This is a genomic window from Paenibacillus sp. J2TS4, from assembly GCF_018403245.1.
Classification (GTDB): Bacteria; Bacillota; Bacilli; order Paenibacillales; family NBRC-103111; genus Paenibacillus_L.
This window is the reverse complement of the sequence record NZ_BOSH01000006.1, coordinates 313,846-331,354: the sequence shown is the minus strand read 5'-3', so window position 1 is coordinate 331,354 and position 17,509 is coordinate 313,846. Positions and strand designations below refer to the sequence as shown.

General features: G+C 53.6%; 8 protein-coding genes. 1 reads left to right on the top strand and 7 read right to left on the bottom strand.

Annotated elements, in window-relative coordinates:
- Positions 1-246 precede the first annotated feature (246 nt).
- From KJS69_RS15530 to KJS69_RS15510, 5 genes are all read right to left on the bottom strand, one after another.
- Positions 247-3,474 (bottom strand): AAA family ATPase, encoded by a 3,228-nt coding sequence (locus KJS69_RS15530; protein WP_213584686.1) that lies wholly within the window; start codon positions 3,472-3,474, stop codon positions 247-249.
- On the bottom strand, positions 3,471-4,787 hold the full coding sequence (locus KJS69_RS15525; RefSeq protein WP_213584685.1) for a metallophosphoesterase family protein: 1,317 nt from the start codon (positions 4,785-4,787) through the stop codon (positions 3,471-3,473). Before KJS69_RS15525 ends, KJS69_RS15530 begins: the two co-directional genes overlap by 4 nt.
- An 866-nt stretch (positions 4,788-5,653) precedes the next feature.
- Entirely contained in the window at positions 5,654-6,781 is a 1,128-nt protein-coding gene (locus KJS69_RS15520) for a glycosyltransferase family 4 protein (protein ID WP_213584684.1), read from the bottom strand.
- Positions 6,782-7,701: 920 nt separating this feature from the next.
- Positions 7,702-14,850 (bottom strand): SpoIID/LytB domain-containing protein, encoded by a 7,149-nt coding sequence (locus tag KJS69_RS15515; RefSeq protein ID WP_213584683.1) that lies wholly within the window; start codon positions 14,848-14,850, stop codon positions 7,702-7,704.
- Positions 14,851-15,228: 378 nt separating this feature from the next.
- Complete coding sequence (locus KJS69_RS15510; protein ID WP_213584682.1) at positions 15,229-15,435, bottom strand: helix-turn-helix domain-containing protein; 207 nt, start codon at positions 15,433-15,435, stop codon at positions 15,229-15,231.
- Positions 15,436-15,614: 179 nt separating this feature from the next.
- On the opposite strand from KJS69_RS15510, the gene KJS69_RS15505 reads away from it, so the two are divergent.
- The gene (locus KJS69_RS15505; RefSeq protein WP_213584681.1) at positions 15,615-16,025 is read left to right on the top strand and encodes a helix-turn-helix domain-containing protein; all 411 of its coding nucleotides are present in this window, start codon (positions 15,615-15,617) and stop codon (positions 16,023-16,025) included.
- Positions 16,026-16,053: 28 nt separating this feature from the next.
- On the opposite strand, the gene KJS69_RS15500 is transcribed toward KJS69_RS15505, so the two are convergent.
- Positions 16,054-16,785, bottom strand: coding sequence for a hypothetical protein (locus KJS69_RS15500; RefSeq protein WP_213584680.1), 732 nt, complete (start codon positions 16,783-16,785; stop codon positions 16,054-16,056).
- A gap of 5 nt (positions 16,786-16,790) precedes the next feature.
- Positions 16,791-17,426: a DUF4004 family protein gene (locus KJS69_RS15495; protein WP_213584679.1), complete on the bottom strand. Its 636-nt coding sequence runs from the start codon at positions 17,424-17,426 to the stop codon at positions 16,791-16,793.
- Positions 17,427-17,509 lie beyond the last annotated feature (83 nt).

Sequence of the window (17,509 nt, the reverse complement as noted above, 5' to 3'; positions counted from 1 at the left end):
GAATTCTTTCGAAAACTCTTAACCCGTTTAGTCCCTCGTGCCTTTCGGCTCGGTAAACGTTCACCATCGCTATTACTTATAACGAATTTAGCTGAAAAAAGTTTTCTCTAGTCTGCCCGTCCTACTATTCTTGCCAGCTCCTTTACATTGTACCACCGACTCCCTCTGACCGGCCATGCCTTCTGCGGTAAGATGGGAAACAGGAGTTGAAAAATTCGCTGAAGTCCCTTCTTCGCCCCTCTTGTCTTATTCTGCCTTTTCGTCCATTGGTAAAATGACAGCCCGAGGATCGATTTCACTCATCGCTTCCACAATATGGGGATGGCAGGTAAATAGCAGCATTTGGCGCTTTTCGGCCAGCCGTCTGATCAAGGATAACGCAGACTTCAGCCGGGAGCGATCAAAATTAACCAGAATATCGTCCATAATCATCGGCAAGGAAGCCTTGCGGGCATATTCATCCGCCAATGCAAATCGCATCGCCAAATAGAGCTGTTCCGCCGTTCCCCGGCTTAATTGGGAGGAATCGATCCAATCTCCGCCGGCAAGCTCCGCGCGGATGCTCTTCTCCCCAAAAGGGACGGTTACGCGCACATATCGCCCTTCCGTCATGTCTGTAAAATAATCGGAAGCCCGTACCAGCACTCCCGGCTGCCGCTCCCGTTCGTATACTTCCCGCGCTTTTTTGAACAGCGCCGAGCAGAACGTCAAGGTCGCCCAACGGGCCGCCACTCCGTTCAATTCGGCGATGGTTTCCTGACGGAGCTGAAGCTTGTCCGAATGCTCGCTGCCGAGCTCCAGCTTCTCAATTTCGTTAGCCAGCCGGCCTCTTTCGTCCTTCCAACGATCCGCCTGCTCCTCCAGTTGTTCAATCGAACGATCCAGCCGCTCCGCCTCGGCACGCAATTCGAACAGCCCCGATTCCCTAAGCCTGGCGTCCAGTTCGTCTCTTTGGTTCTCTCCGACCGCTGCGTTCAACAACTGCTCCAGCTGCTCCTGCTCCCTGACAAGCTCCTGCCTGCGGGCATGCTGTGCGGCATGCACCCGGAGCTGCTCCTCATCGGCCGCATATGCCTCCCTCAGCAAGGCGGCCAACTGCTGACCGGTCTCCTCCAGGGCCGCTTCGATCCATTCCCTGTCGGCTGCCAAGCCGGCCAGCTCCTGTCCCAGCTTGTCCTTGCGCTCCCGCTCCCGGGTGTTCCTCTCCTCCGCTTCTTTCCACAGCCTTAAAGCGGCCGAGACCTCAAAGCGGGAGTCCGTACGCCGCAAGCCAAAGGCTTCGGCCGTTCCCGCCTCGAAGCGGGCCTGGCGCTCCGCCAATGCTGCACGCTTCGTCTCCAGGCTCCGCTTGGACTGTAGCAGCCGATGGCCCTCCTCGATTCGCGGCAAGCATTCGAGCCCCGTCTCCGGCGACAGCCCCGACGGCAGCTCCAGCTCGGCCAGCCAGCCGCTCCATTCCTGCTCCAGTCGGGAATGACGGCTGCGCGCATCCTCGAGGCGAGCATTCTCCTCGTGGAGAAGCCCTTCCAGCCGCTCGCACTCACGCTCCGCTGCTGCGCGCGACTCTTCCCGGCGGCGCAGCTCCCGGTCGGCCTCCTGCCACTCGTCGAGATAGCGCTCCATCTGCCCGAGCAGCTCCTCGACGGCGTCCGGGTCGACCGGCCCATCCGGCGCCGGGCCCGCTGCGGCCGCCTCGGCCAAGGAAGCCGCCGCGGTCAGCTTCGCCTGGATGGCTTCGGCGAGCGCGGCTTCCTGCCGCTTAAGCTCGTCGCGCTCCTGGCGAAGCTCCGGCAGCTCCGGCTCCGCCTGGCGGCCCGCGGCCGAGCGAGGCCCGGCCGCGGGCCTGGCTGGGCGCAGCGACGCCGCATAGCCGGCCAAGCCGCCGAGCAGCAGCAGCGCCGCCAGCGCGGGCCACGGCTCGCCGAGGGCAAGCAGCGCTGCCGGCAGCAGCAAGGCCGCCCCGGCGGAGAGCAGCGCCAGCCGGCGCAGCGCGCGCCCGGCCTCCGCCGCGGCCGGGGCGAGCAGCAGCCGCTGCTCCCGCTCGCGGCGGCGCAAGTGCGCGAGCTCGAGCCGGAGGCGGGCGAGCTGCTGCGCCTCGCGGCGAAGCTGGCGGAGCTGCGCGGGCAAGCCGCGCGTGGCCGCTTCGCCGGCGTCGAAGCGGAAGCGCTGCCCGAGCTCGCCGGCAAGCGCTGCGAGGGAGCGCCGCCGGTCTGCGAGCCGGGCGGCCGCTTCCCGCTGCGCGTCGGTGAGCTGCCGCAGCCCGCTCTCGAGCCGTTCGCGCTCACGGGCGAGCTCCGCGAACCGATCTCGATAAGAGCGCATTCGCTCTCTGCGCTCGATCGTGACCGGCTGCCGCTCCAGCGTCTGCTCCGACCAGCCGGCGCCGATCGTCTTCAGCAGCTCCTCCAGCCGCCGCTCGGCTTGCTCGATTTCGGCTGCTCTTTCCGCCAGCTGCTCCCGGCCGTTATCGTAAGCGGGCAGTTGCTCCCACAGCTCGCTCCGTTCAGCTTGCGCCTCCTCCGGGACTTCCTCGATGCGGATCTCCTCATACTCCTGCTGAATTCTGCCAGCCTTAAGCTCCAGCTTGTGGATCTCCTCCGTCTGCCGTCTGCGTTCAGCAAGCAGCGAGCTCATCCGGCCGACCGCCTCCTCGGGAAACCGCTCCAACCGAGGCAGTTCGGCCAGTTCTTCACGGAGCGCCCGAAGCCTTTGCCACGGCTCCCTGACCTGCAGGCAGCCGTTCAGCCACTCCCGCTCCGTGCGGAGCCGCCGGATCTGCTCTTCCGTCTGTGCGAGCCGCTGCTCCAAGCCGGCTTGCTCCGCCAGCCATTCATTATACCGGCCCACCTGCTCTTTGCTGCGGCGCAGCTCCTTGTCCAGCTGCTCCAGCTTGCCGGCTATTCGATGAATGTCCTGATTCCGCCCTTTCGGCTTGAACAATGCCTCCGCTTCCTGATTCAGACTTCGTTCTGTATCAAGAATGGCGCGGGCTTGCGCACCGAGACCAGCACTGTACAAATAGCCGCTGAGCTCATCGCTTTGAAGCGTCCGGATTTCTTGCAGTTCTGTAAGACTGAAGGCAAACAGGCTGCGATACAGTTCGCCGCTGGTACCGCCCAACAGAGGCACAAGCAGCTCTTCACCGCCGCTCGTTCCATCGGAGAATGTCACCGTTACGCTCCCCCGCCCCGGGGAGCGGCCCTTCCCTTCATCCCGGCGCGTCACCCGAACCTGCTCTCCCTGATCGGTAATAAGTGTTATTGCGCCTCCATGCAAACCTCCGTTGCCGGGCTCGTATCGCGGTTCAGTTTGTGCTCGGGTAGGAAAACCGAACAAAATCGAGCGGATGAAAGCCATCAAAGTGCTTTTCCCGGCCTCGTTCCGTCCGTAGAAGACGGTCAGACCTCTCTCTGGCGAATAAGTTTTTTGATAGAGAGTGCCAAATCCATCGATGTTGATTTCGGTTAGTCTCATTCCTCCCACCTCCCGCTGCCCATCAGCGCATCAAGCGCCATCTCCCGAGCTTCCTTCAGCCATTCCTCCCGGTTGTCCACTGTTATTTCATCCAGCCAGGCAGCCGCCTTGGAACGAGAGAATAACGGAGCAAGCGTCTTCTCGCTGAACCGCACAAGCTCTTCCTTATCCTGCAGCAGTTCCTCCGACATCCGCAGCAAATCCCCGATAAAGCTTTCATCCTCCATCCATCTCTGCATGTCCAGCTCGAGCCCGCTTTGAATGGCGGCCGATTCAATCCAGACAAAATCCGCAGCATGACCCGCTTCATCAGCGGCCGCGGCACGCTCCGCCTCCGCGGCCCGAAGCTCGTCTATTAATTCTGTCAGATAGGTGCCTTGCTGCAGGATGGAATGCATCGGTCCCCGCTCGGTAAAGGTGACCCGCCCCACAGACGGCCGGCCATTCGCGGCCGCTCTCGCTTGCTCCATACCGTCTTCCAGTTGATCTTTTAACTGCTGCTCGTTTTCTACTCCTTTAATGGATACCGAAATTTGCTGCCAGCGAACGGCATCTACGGGGAAAAAGCTAAGCGAAGTCTCGCCCAACTCCGACACCTCGACGAGATAACAGCCTTTAGGCCCCGTTTCCCGGATGCTTCTTCCTTGCAGGTTGCCCGGATAGACGACAGAGGGGCGCTCATTAAGAATCTGTCTCGTATGGACATGCCCTAGCGCCCAGTAATCGATTCCGGATTCAACCAGTTCCTGCTTGGTGCAAGGAGCGTAATTGGCGTGTCCCCCGTCTCCGTCAACATTCGCATGGAGCAGCGCAATCCGGTAACGGCCTTTATCCTGCGCCGCTAAAGCGGCCAGCCTGGCCGCATAATTATCATTTACGGAAGACGTCGGATAGGAAATTCCGTACAGGATAGCCAATGTTTCACCGTCCGGCGTGACAAGCTCTTTCCGGTCCGCGACGCCTGCCGCAAAGAAGTGAACAGAATCCGGCCAGCGTAAGGAAGCCGCCCGACCGTCCGCAGGGTCGTGATTGCCGTGCACGATATAGAGCGGGATGCCCGCTGCAGCCAGCCTTTCTGCCGCCTTTTGCATTTGCAGCTGCGCCCGCAGCGAACGATCCTGCAAGTCGTATATATCCCCAGCCAGCAGGACGAAATCGACTCGTTCACGAGCCGCTAGCTCGACCAAACTGGACAAAGCCGTGAACGTCGATTGCCGCACAACGGATCGCACCGCTTCGGGCAAGCTGGCCATACCTCGGAACGGGCTGTCCAGATGCAGATCTGCGGCGTGAATAAATCTGAATTTGCGCATAATTTCCCCTTTCTGCTGTTTACTGGCTTAAGGTGCCAATACATGTAAACTAACTGGATTTTATGTAGATAAGTAATTCAGATAGATGATTTATGCAATCTAATACGTGATCTTGAGGCTGTTGAAAAAAGCATCTATATCATCCGTATCCGCCCCAAGGGGTATTGAAATATAGGTACAAATGCGCGATAGAACCGATGATGAGTGTGTTTTGTTGTGTTTTGTACGAAAAATCGTACAATTGCCGTGCGTATGCCGCGACAGTCCTGCTTTTGTATGAATAATCGTACAAATGGGCGCACAAGTTCCGAGAAAGGGGCGTCTTTGTACGAAAAATCGTACAATTAGCCGTACGTATGCCGCGACGGTCCTCCTTTTGTATGAATAATCGTACAAATGGGCGCACAAGTTCCGAGAAAGGGGCGCCTTTGTACGAAAAATCGTACAATTAGCCGTACGTATGCCGCGACGGTCCTGCTTTTGTATGAATAATCGTACAAATGGGCGCACAACCCGAGTACAGTGAAATAAATGTAAATAATAGAGTGCATTTTACACGTTGATCGCATATATCGCTTAATAGGCAATATAAGCGGACACAAATGCACTTTTTCAACAGCCTGATTTCATCCAGCTTGTTCGGACTAAATCTAGCCCCTCCATCCCTATCCTCATTTCTAACTTCAGAGATTCCATTTAGTCCGGCTGTCTGGCAAACAAAGCAAGAAACTAACTGTTGAAATTCCATCTAGTCTCGCTCCAGGACTGCCTGTCAAGGATCGCCTGCCAAAGCCAAGGACTGTTTAGGGGCAGAGACTATTTATTATGTTTTCGCGCTGCGATTTCCTGTGTTAGTTGTTTGACTCCTATGTCGTGCGATAGCTTTCATAAACGTGGGCAAGCTGGCGAATGACCCGCTGTAAGGAATAACGGCTTTTTGCCTTCTTTTCGGCAGCATAGGCCAGGCGGGTGCGCAGCTCAGCATCTTCGATAAGCCTTGTCAATTCCTTTGCCAGAGCTGGCGAATCTCCCGGCGGAACGAGCAGGCCGTTATATCCGTGCTCGATTTGCTCGGCGATCCCACCGACGTTGGTTCCGACCAGGGCTAACCGGCAAAGTGCCGCTTCCGCGAATACCGATCCGAACGCCTCCGCCCGAGACGGCAGCACAAAAATATCAAAAAACGGCATGAACTGCTCCGGATGAAGCATATAGCCGTAAAAAATCGTCTCCTCGTACAAGTCAAGCTCCACCGCCATCTGCTCCAGCTCCTTCTGGATGGGACCGTCCCCGATTATATGCAGTACGAAGGAATGACCGTTCTTTTTTAACTCCGAGCAAGCCTCCAACAGGGTATCCAGACCTTTAGCTGGAACGAGACGGCACATAGTAATGAACTGCAGCGTTTCATTCTCATGCGGCATCGGTCGAAACCGACTTTCGTCGAATCCGTTGGGCACGATTCCGATTTTGTCCGGCTCCTCCACATATGGGGCCAAATAGCTTTTAAACGAAGCCGATACCGTTAATATTTGATCCAGCTTCACTTCCAGCTCGCGGTAGAGCGAGGTCAAAAAGCGATGCTCCGGGCCATCCGCTTTAATTTTTCCGTTGAGGATCAGCTCCCTCTCGTAACTCGAATGGATAGTCAGCAGTACCGGAGTCCCCGGAAACAGCTGCCGCATCACCAGAGCCGCAATGGGATGATGGGCATGAATAATGTCGTACCGCTGGCGGACTCGCATCTTGGTCCACCAGATGTAATCCTTGTAGGTCTGGATGTATTTATCGACCACCGGGGTGCCTTTGTACAGCTTCCAATCAAAGGTCGCGAATTCGACGGGCTCGGTGCCCTTTCCCCTTACTCTTTTAGGCAGATAGAAGAGCTCCATTCCCCAACTTTGTTTAACAAAACGCTCCTTCATGAAAGGAATCATGGAAGATACTCCCCCGGGCTGCTCCGGCGGAAAAAATAATGCTTGCAGTATGTTCATAGAAATCCTCCTAAATGGCTAAAAAGACAAACATTCGTTTGGTACTTTTTCTATTGTACCTTTTTCCGGGCTTGCTTGGAAAGGCGGCTTTTCACGGAATTCATGACTGAACTTAAACAGTACTCACCACGGCAATTATGATCGTATTGATGAAGTGTCCATGATGTAGTTCATGTAGTTCATGTGGTTCGTGGGTTTCATGGGTTTCATGGGTTTCATGGGTTTCATGGGTTTCATGGGTTTCATGGGTTTCATGGGTTTCATGGGTTTCATGGGTTTCATGGGTTTCATGGGTTTCATGGGTTTCATGGGTTTCATGTGCTTGATGTTTTACCCACGCGCCTCTCCCGGCACTCGCTGCTTTTCACTGCTCTCTTGCAAACTCTCTTGTTGTTGTTCCCCTTCTAAAACAGTGTATGCGGTGAGTCCTTGGCCTTTTGCTCCCGATCCTCCCGTATCCTTCCTTTTGCGTGAATGGCATTCTTCCTTTCCTTTTCAGTTCTATTAATACCCAAATTACCTAAGCCAAGTCGACAAGAGTCTGTCTCGGGGGTATTCAGAAGTTCAAGGAAAAACTAATACAGCCTGCAAAAGTGCAGTACTTTGGGGCCATTCCTGACCGTCCGGGTTCATCTACTGCAAATATACAGTAGATTTCGGACGTTAAGGATATAACTGGATAATTCTGGATATCCGACTGCACATTTGCAATAAAATAGCTAAATTGGGTCCAGTGTGATCGATTTAACTGTATTTTTGCAGCAACTCCAGGCAGCCACCGTTCGCCAACACTTATGGCTCTTGCTGGTTTCAGTGGTTTCAGTGGTTTCAGTGGTTTTACTGACTTCACTGATTTCACTGAAACGGCTAAGAGGACTTCTTATCGAAGTCCTCTCACGCGCTCAATCTATAGATGCTGCTTATTTATTATGGCCCGGAGGGGCTTTGGTAACGTTCAGATTTTCTTTGACCGTATAGCCTCCGTATTCAACCGTAATCATCGTCTTGCCTTTCCGCAAGGCCCGAATTAATCCTCCTTCGTCTACGGTTGCTGTTTGCGGATCGCTGCTGGTGAATACCGAGTTTGCGGTTACGGTTTCGGTGGTGCCATCGCTGTAGGTGGCCGTGACGACGATCTGGAACGTTTGCCCTTCCTTCATCGGCTTCAGCTTGCTGCTGCTCACCTTCTTCAGCGTCACCTGAACCTGAAGCTCCTCCTCCGCAACCCATCCATTATATTCGGCGCGGATGACCGTGATTCCCGGCTTAAGTGCGGTGATTTTCCCTTTTTTGTCCACCTTCGCCACCCGTGAATCACTGCTTGTAAATTGAACTCCCTTAGACACGATTTCCGTGGAACCGTCAGGATGCAATACTTTCACCTGCACCTGAATCTTGTCTCCTGCCTCCATAGCGGACAAACCGATGATTTGGAGGACGGTCTCCCGATGGCCTACTATCAGTTTATAGCTTGCTGATTGTCCATCATATTCCGCAGTAATTAATGTCTCTCCGGGGCTAAGGGCCGTCACCCGGCCCGTGTCATCTACCTCCGCCACCTGGGGATTGCTGCTGGCAAAGACAACACCGGACGTGACCGGATGTCTCGAACCGTCTCCATAGACCGCCGTCACTACCGTTTGGCTCTGATCGCCGGGACGCATCGGGCCCAACCCGCTAATTTCGATCGTATTTAACGACGAAGTTACAACGAGCTTGTACGAAGCGAATCGTCCTTCATATTCGGCGCTGATTAGGGTCTCTCCCGGGTTAAGGGCTGTCACCCAACCTGTTTCATCTACCTCCGCCACCTGGGGATTGCTGCTGGTAAAGACAACGCCGGACATGATAGGATGCCTCGATCCGTCTTCGTAAACAGCCGTGACCACCGTCTGCCCCTGATCGCCGGGCCGCATCGATTCAAGTCCGCTAATTTCGATCATATTTAACGATGACCGGACTACCAGGCTGTAGCTTGCCGAATGTTCCTTATAGACAGCGGTTATTTCGGTTTGGCCGGGTCTGGCCGCAGTTATCTGTCCCGTCTCATCTATATCCGCCACTTCCGGGCTGCTGCTCGAATATTCGACACCTTCGGTTATGATTTCCACCGTACCGTCCGAGTAAGTAGCCTTTACCTCTGCTTGTGCGGTCTCGCCCGGCAGCATAGGACGGAGATCAGACAGCTCAATCGATTCCAGCTTTCTGGATGGATCGTAGATCGAAATGAGGCTCATCTTCGGATAATAGGCGTTCAGAATCCGGTCATAAGCCCAGCCTTGTCCGCCAAGCATGGAGGCTCCGTATTGACTCATGCCGACCCCGTGCCCGTTGCCTCCCCCATAGAACGTAATCCGTGCTATTTCTCCGCGATCATCTCTTTCCAAATCGAACGTGAAGAAGGCGGAGTACAAGATGCTAGGATTTAATAAAGTGGCGGTCGGATCATAATCGGCCGATCCCCCTTTGGCCCGATAAGCGAGAATATCGCCTCCGCCCGTGTACGTTTTGCTAGGCCGGATCGTAAAGCGGATATTAAATTCCTTGACGATTTTGTAGGTTCCCTTGCTCCCTTCAACGACAAGCTCCATAATGTTGCCGCCTGCTCCGCGCTTTGCTACATAAATGTCACGGAGACTTCCGATCCCGCCTTCCGGAATCGGCTGGCTGACGAAGCTGCCATCCTCTTGCCGGGTCAGGATAAACAGCGAGTCTGCCGCGAATCGGTCGGCCAAATTCCGGTTGATCGTATTCTCCAGCTCCTGCTTGGACAGACCGACCTTCCAGCGGAAATAAAGGGAAGCCGAGTCATATCCGGTATGAGACAGCGTTTTGTAGAACTCGTTAATTTGCCGCTCGTCGCTCGTATCGATCGTCAGCATCTCATCCGGTGCGGACGGATGATAGGTATAGCTCTGAGCCGTTAAATACGGAACCGGTATACCCGGAAAAACGCTGGACGGAGGCGCCTCAGCCCATACCTCATGCTTGGAAGCACCGTATCCTCCCGATGTGGAGTAGAATCGGGCATCCACCAGCTCCTCACCGCTCTTCATCACGATTCCGGCGGTTTCATTAACCGCTTGGGTCGTCAAGGCATTCTCCGCACTGTTGTTGTACACCTGACTCAGCGTACTATCGTCAATATGGAAGCCTTGGTCGGCAAAGCGGCTGCTGTAATAATCCGTCAGCGCATAGGTCCGGGCCGCCACCGCCTGGGCTTTGAGCGCTTCCAGTCCGAAGGAGGCCGGCATTTCACTCGGAACGACCTGGTATAAATAAGACTCCAGGCCGATATCGTTAATTAGCCTCAACGCCTCTTTGGAACGATTGTGCGAAATTTCCAGCGTCCCTCTATACAGAGGCTGGCCCTGAGCTCTGCGGATGCTGGTTACCTGTATCCGTGAGTCCTCGCCGGACGAATAGGCATAGAGACGGTTCGCCGTACGGTACTCTTCCGCACCCCCGATACGAACGACGGTCTGTCCCCCTTCTACCGTCAAAGCAACCGGACGGTCACCTGCTACGTCGAACGTCCAATCTGCTCTCTTGTCCTCCAACTGGAATCCTTCTTTCGCGAGCAGCTCAATCCGGCTGTGATCCAGCGTCGTCAGGTCCGCTATATTGCCGATATCGGTGCGGATTCCGACACGCATCCGGCCCACCGGCGTTTCCTCTTCGATCATGAGCAGGTAGACCGCTCCCGCACGGTTCACGAAAGCAGTGACATTCTCCGCGCCGATTCTGACATCGGTTAATGTTCTCGGAATCGGCTCCCCTTGTGCCGTCTGATAAACTTTGTAGGCCTCGCTCAAGGGCAGCTCGCCTGTATATTCCAGGTCAATCGTGCCGGCGGCTGTATTCTTGGCCATTACTTTCTCCCGAAGGGGCACATTGGAGGATGGAGAGACGACAAGCGTATAGGAAGCGGTCCATTCTCCATACTCCGCCGTAAGGATGGCTTCCCCAATCCTCCAGACGCTGACCAGCCCGGTGTCCGACACTTCCGCCACCCCCGGGTTGCTGCTGCTGAACCGGACATCCTCCGACAGCTTGACGCGACCTCCATCGCTTAATAGCTGCCATGCCACCGCCTGCGCCGTATCTCCGACCTCCAGAGGCTCCAGCCCCGCAAGCTCCAGGCCCACCGGCTCCCCGCCGCTGACCCGAACAGTCGTCTGCGCTTCAGCCCAACCGGATTTGACCGTAATAACCGCTGTTCCAGCCGAATGCCCGGTCACATTGCCGTCTGAATCGACCGAGGCTATCTGCGGATCGCTCGACTCCCATTCGACTTTAAACGGAGCCCGCACCGGAAGCGTAATCGGTTGATTCGTGCTGGTCATGAACTTTCCGTCTGCCCGCAGCAATACGGTGCCGTCCTTCTGGATGGTGTCCGGAGCCCCGACGAACTGTATGCTTTCCAGAAGCGGAATAACATCCCAGCTTACCGTCTCGCCCAATACTTGTACATTTAAATAATGATAGAAGCCTCCTTTTTCGGGAGCAATATGAGTATACTTTCCGCCCCCTCCTGTGATGACGTAATCGACTCCCTGCACCTGCTTATGGATATATGCATGCAAGTCACCACAGAAAACGATTATATTCTTGTCCGGATTCGCAGATTTGTAGGAGCCGAGGAGATCATACAGCCGGCTGGCCTCCCCGCTGTTCTGAAAACCATGGCCGGTATTGAGATTGTCCCCGTCAGCCGTAATCTCATCCGGCGGGACGTGCATAATAATCATAATGTTGCTTACTTCCGTATCCTCCAAAGTTTCCTTCAGCCACGGCCATTGAGAGGCGTCGGAATTCGAAATCATTCCGTTCGCCGTATCCAGCCCGATCATTCTCGTGTTGCCGTAATCGTATAGATAAGTCGTTTCCCCGAATGAATTCTGGTAATTAACCCGGGAACCGGTGCCCGATATTTCATGGTTTCCGATGCTGACCAGATACGGCATCTGGAACAAATTCATATTTTGCAAAGCGACAGCGTAATTCTCGGGAGTATCATTCTCTACAATATCCCCCGTGTAGCCAACCAATTCAGAATCTTCCCGGTTAATCCGGCTGATCTGCTCGCGCAATAGAATATCCGGGGCGGTCTCTCCTTGACCGGCCGTATAATAGCCCCCGTCTCCGATTACGCTAATCTGGAATTGCTCCGGATTGTTCGGCTGCCCGGGCAGCGGACCGATTTCAAACGACCACGACTTCTCCGCGCTATTGCCGCTCCGGTCAGCAGCGACCAGCTTGACGCTGTGTATAGTTCCCTCTTGCAGCTTGTCCGGAACCGTATAATAGATCGTGCTGCCGGCTTCGTCATAACGGTGGGGAACCGCTGCTCCATTCCACTCCAGCACGAGGCTGCCGGCATCGATCCCCGATTGGTCATCGGTCAGCTTGGCGGCAATCCGCGGCTGATCGGTCCGGGTGCGTATGCCGTCCATCGGACTAATGACGCTAATCTCCGGCGCTTCCCGGTCTGGAGCCGTATCGATGATAAATCTCCAATCCGCGTTCGGTACCGCTGGATTGCCGGCTCGATCCGCTGCTTCGATGACGACGCGGTGTTCGCCGTCGTCCAATGCCTGGGCAGGGGAATAGGTTATGCGGCCGGTCGTTTCATCAAACTCATGGGGGACTACCTCCCCATTAACCCGCATGACGATCGCTCCTGGATCGACACCTGATTCTTCGTCCATGACGGTCGCCGCTATAACCGGCGTTCCGGTAAAGACCTTGCTGTCCGGGGCCGGTGTCCGCTCGCTGAAAACCGGGCCTTCCAGATCCTCTCCGGTCTCACTGTATATAGACCGTAACTGATCAAAATAAACGGCACCCGCATTCTTGTTCGCATTGCTGGTCTCCACGACATAAATCTGATTGAGCTTAATCGGCAGAGGCATGCCTGCGGGAATGTCCGCCGTTACATACTTCCAGCCAACCCAATTCAATTGTCCGGCTCCCGTGAAATCGATCGGCTTCTTGGTTCCGTTGCCGTCTTCAATTTGTCCTCTAAGCCAATGCTTGTTACCGTCTCCGTAGACCCAGACTCCGAGCTTGACCGGGTAATCCTCCAGAGTACGCCCAGCCGAACCGTCCTCTCTAAAATTAATATACGCTGCCGATGTCCCGCTCGTCCCGGTGAAATCATAAGTCAACTTGGCCGAATGAGCGCCGACCCGAACCGGATCGGGACGGCTTGATAGCTCAAGCTTGACCGAGCCCGGAACGGCATTGACCAAGGACGGTACCAGATCGGTCAAAGTTTCGAATTCCTCCACCACAACGGGCGGCTTGCCTACAATGACGACGGCTTCAGCCGAAGCATCGCCTAGAGAGACAAGGACTTTGCCGGAAGCCGTCTCGTTAGCGGCTATTAATTCACCAGTCGGTAATAAAGTGCCTATATTTCCTTCTATACTCCAATTCAACCTGTCGGGTGACAATATGACTTCCTGGCCATCGGCATCGTAGCCGCGCACGCGGAACGATTGCTTCTCTCCAGGATTGATCACCGCGATGGAAGGGCTAATGTCGATTCGTTCCACTTGCGTAACCACCTGTATCTGAACTTGTGATGATATTTCCCCTAATCGGACGGTTACCTTTCCTTCCGCTGCAGAGTCCGCGGCGGTAAATCGTCCCAGAGGATCAATGTTGCCGATGGCGGGATCCGCTTCCCATGTCAACTGAGACGAATCCACCGGAATGCCGTTGTAATACTCATCCTGTCCCTTGGATGTAAACGAGAGGCTGCCTCCCGCAATAACCTTGAGCGGACCTTTAGGGATAGGAAGAAGAGTGGCCAGCTCCTTAACGGGAGCCGTCGAAAGAATGACCAGGGAGTTGGAGTTCGACCGTTCATAACCATCCGAAGGACGATTCAGGACAGACAGACTCTGATCCCCGGGTGAACGGGCCGCATAGGTTGTCGAGCCGCCTCCGTCCATGTTCAAGGCAAACTCCATTCCTTCGTCTTGCAGATATAATGCTCCTTCCTCCAGTGTCACTCCGTCCGAATAACCCGGCTGACGTCCATCGAATGTATATACATACAGCTTCCCTTGCTTAACCGCCACAAAAGTACGGGGGTGACGGTCCCGATCAGCCAGCGCCTCCGGGGTGGCTTGTCCGTTTCTAACCATCAGCACACCACCGGATACAAGCTGCTGCGCTTCATTCATTCCTTTGCTGAATTGCACATTCAGCTCCACGGGATCGCCAGGTGCCAGCTTGCTGCGCGCCCAATCCGCCTTGCTTCCAGTAGCGGTCACAACCAGTTTCCCGGCTGGAATCGGTTGATCCCCTCCTTGCAGGACAGCCTCGACCGTTCCGGAGAACGGCACCCCCGGCCGCAGGATAGAGCCCGGCGTGTCGGGGGCGACAACCACCTCCACCGTCTGGTCGCCAACGGATTTAGTCGTCAGGCTGAACCGATCGGTGAACACAAACAGATGATTGGACAAGGCCGCCGTTACCGCTCGGTTCACTCCGGAAATAACCGCTGTGTCTCCGTCACTGGTCTGGATAGAGGCCGTGAGTCCCACCTCCGTCTCTATTCGGACCGATCCGTCCTTCATGACTGCCAGTACGCTGCGCAGCGAGGAAGGAGCCGTGATTACTTCTCCGTCGCTAATTTGGTGACCGGTTGGAATCCCGGCATAGGTCGGATCGGTATTATAAAAGTCCATGTTAAATGCCGCGACTGCCCTGCGTCCCTCGCTTTCTGCCAGCTTAGCCTGATTCCGCACCGTATCGAGCGCCACCACTTTGCCTTTGGGCGAAGTCACCGCCAACTCCAGAAAGGATTGGGACGGATCGATTTCCATCACCTTGACTTCTTCAATGTAATTTCCCCCCTCCAGTGTCATTTCCTTATGATAAGCGCCCGGAGCAACAGGAAACTGGTCCTGGCGTACCGGATGAAAGACGGGCGTTTGAGCGTAGGACTTGGCTATGCCTTGTGGAAAACCAGCGAGCAAGCTGCCCGCTAAAAGGACCAACGACAATAAGACCATCAAAGATTGCTGTGCGAACCTGGATTGATGAGCAAACATTAATTTCACTCCTCCATATTAGTGTTCTGCTTCAATCTTCATTAAGTGATGATCGCCATGCTGCCGTTACAAATGCCAAAAAACGTAAACTATCGTTCACCTCCCGGTCATCGAAGTTTCAAATCTTTGATACCGCTTACATAATGTACCAACTCTATTGTATTTGTAATGAAACTATATTTCAATAATAAAATGATAATTTTGAAATAAAATTATATTAGAGTGAGAGGAAAAATAAAACATCAGCAAAAGCATTTCTATCATCACTAACAAATCGCTTTTCACCATGAAAATCGCAAGAAGGCGAATATAGGATCCTATGATTCGATCGACTGAAGAGGAGAGAGAATTAGAGGAATAAACCAGATGACTATCGAATTATTTAATAATAAATAGTTCGTCCATGGGCATATCCAGCACATCGCTCAGCTTTTTGGCGGCTGCCGGGCCTATCGTTTTCTTGGAGCGTTCCAGCATGCTGATATACGTGTGACTCAAACCTGATCGTCTGGCCAGCTCACGCTGCGACATTCCCTTCAAAATTCTAGTTCTGGCAAACAAGTCCGGTCTGGCAATGATTTTCAAGCAAACCCCTCCACTGTTCCCATTTCGTTCCTATTATACTGGATTATATTTACTTTTGCAATCCTTTTAGTTTACTTATGTAAAAGAAGTAAAAGAATAGCATTTTACATTACACAATTGTAAACTTTCATGTTAATATTGTTAACTAACGGAACCTATTGGAATAAGGAGAAGAGACGATGTTTTACGATAAACTACGCCAAATGCGCAAAAAACAAGGATTTACCATCCGGGAGGTCGCCAATCGATCTGGCGTTTCCCCTTCCTATATCTCCCAAATCGAGAATGGACAGCGCGGAATTCCTTCTCCTGAAGTACTCTTGAAGCTATCTAACGGTTTAAATACATCCTATGCTGTTCTGATGCAGGAAGCCGGCTACCTGCAGCCGGAAACCGAGCTTGTGCCACCTCCTCAGGCACCTGTCAATCTGCGCCGTTTTTTGCGTGAGAATGAGCTGGAGTTTGACGGCAGACAGCTTTCCACAGAAGATAAGGAATGGATCGAACGGGTACTTAGCGCATTGTTCTGGAAAGAGAAAAGAGCCCAAAACTCAGTGGAAACCAACAAAAATCCGCACCAGCCGGATTAGGCGGAGCGGATTAAGCTTCGTTATTTTATCATATTTTAATAGCGTTGCCTACTTGAGCTTCGGGGGATACATCCAGCGCATCCATATATTCTACCTGCTCGATTCGACAGCCCGGGCCGATGGTGACCCGGCCTCCGCGAACGACATTGGCCCTCGTATTTTCCAGATAAACCTGCGTCCCTTCGATTAAATTGGCGGTTAAACTATGATCCGATTTGAACAATGACAACAGAGCTCTGAACAGACCCGGCCGCGAATGATGGGAATAGATAGAAATGGTCTCCCCTCCAATTTCATGAACCCGGCACGGACCGTATAGAATAACGTCTGTCACATGAGCGTTCAGCTCTTTGCTAATGTTCATGCTTCCTTCGAGCCTGAATTCCTCCGCCTCTAACTTGTCTGCCTTGAAATATCCATTAATTTGGGCATCGACGAGTTTGACCGATTGCGAACAGGAGAAGCTGCCGCTCACTTTGAGCTGTGACATATGGACGTTGCCTCGGGAATGGAAGGATCCGCTGACGGTGCATGATTCCCCTTCCAGGCTGTCGTCGAAGCCGCAATGGCCGCTCACTTGCAATTCCTTAATGACTGCAGGGCCCTCCACTTTCCCCGAGCCGGATATTTTAAGGCGGTTGGCCTCCACTTCACCGCTAATTTTGCCAGAGCCCGATATTTTTATTTTATTGTACCGGCCACCTATAATTTTGCCGCTACCGGAAATGCTCACATCCTGCAGATCGGTCGTTACATCCACAATCATCACCCCATGTTTTGATTAATGATCAGATTCAAGTCTTTGGATAACTCTTCTAAATACACATTGTCGATCAGCACCGCGCCAGGGTCAGTCAACAGCCTGCCCCCCTGCTCCGCCAGCATGAACATTAAAGCTCCATCTTTGCTGAAGGCATAGATCGTCGCATCCGTTCCTTTAATCTTCGGAATCCATTCCTTCGCACACATGACAAACTGTTCAGTTTCTTTATCGCTTAACGGGCACTTCTTCATGAAGCGGCTGGTTACCTGAATGAACAGCACCTCCATGAAGCTAAACCGATCCTTCAGAAAATAATGCTCATACAAGCTTACCGCTTCCGGATGAAAACCGGGCAGCTGCCGCACCGCAGCAGCTTCGTAAGTTCGGGAATTCGTCTCCGGGGAGAATAAACCACTTAACTCCTCCAAAGTGTAGCGATCCCTAAGCTGCTGGATCGCGTCAATTCGACTGAGAATTTGCTCCTTGGGGAAGAACGTCTCCTGACCTGTATAAGAGGATTGTTTAATAAACCATGCTTCCGGAATGAGATTTTGCCTCTTCCAACGATAGAGCTGACCGTAGGAAATACCGGTCGCCTTCAACAAATCCTTCTTGGAAATATACTCCAATTTATTCATCGGCCATCCCTTCATTTTTAATGTAACAATGTTCTATTCGGATTGTAACAAAACATTGTTACAGACTCAAGCCTTTTTTTCAT

What these genes read in the sequence shown, in the direction of transcription:
- KJS69_RS15525 (WP_213584685.1), bottom strand. Translation starts at nt 4,787, where the DNA reads ATGCGCAAATTCAGATTTATTCACGCCGCAGATCTGCATCTGGACAGC.
- KJS69_RS15505 (WP_213584681.1), top strand. Translation starts at nt 15,615, where the DNA reads ATGTTTTACGATAAACTACGCCAAATGCGCAAAAAACAAGGATTTACC.
- KJS69_RS15495 (WP_213584679.1), bottom strand. Translation starts at nt 17,426, where the DNA reads ATGAATAAATTGGAGTATATTTCCAAGAAGGATTTGTTGAAGGCGACC.
- KJS69_RS15520 (WP_213584684.1), bottom strand. Translation starts at nt 6,781, where the DNA reads ATGAACATACTGCAAGCATTATTTTTTCCGCCGGAGCAGCCCGGGGGA.
- KJS69_RS15515 (WP_213584683.1), bottom strand. Translation starts at nt 14,850, where the DNA reads ATGTTTGCTCATCAATCCAGGTTCGCACAGCAATCTTTGATGGTCTTA.
- KJS69_RS15530 (WP_213584686.1), bottom strand. Translation starts at nt 3,474, where the DNA reads ATGAGACTAACCGAAATCAACATCGATGGATTTGGCACTCTCTATCAA.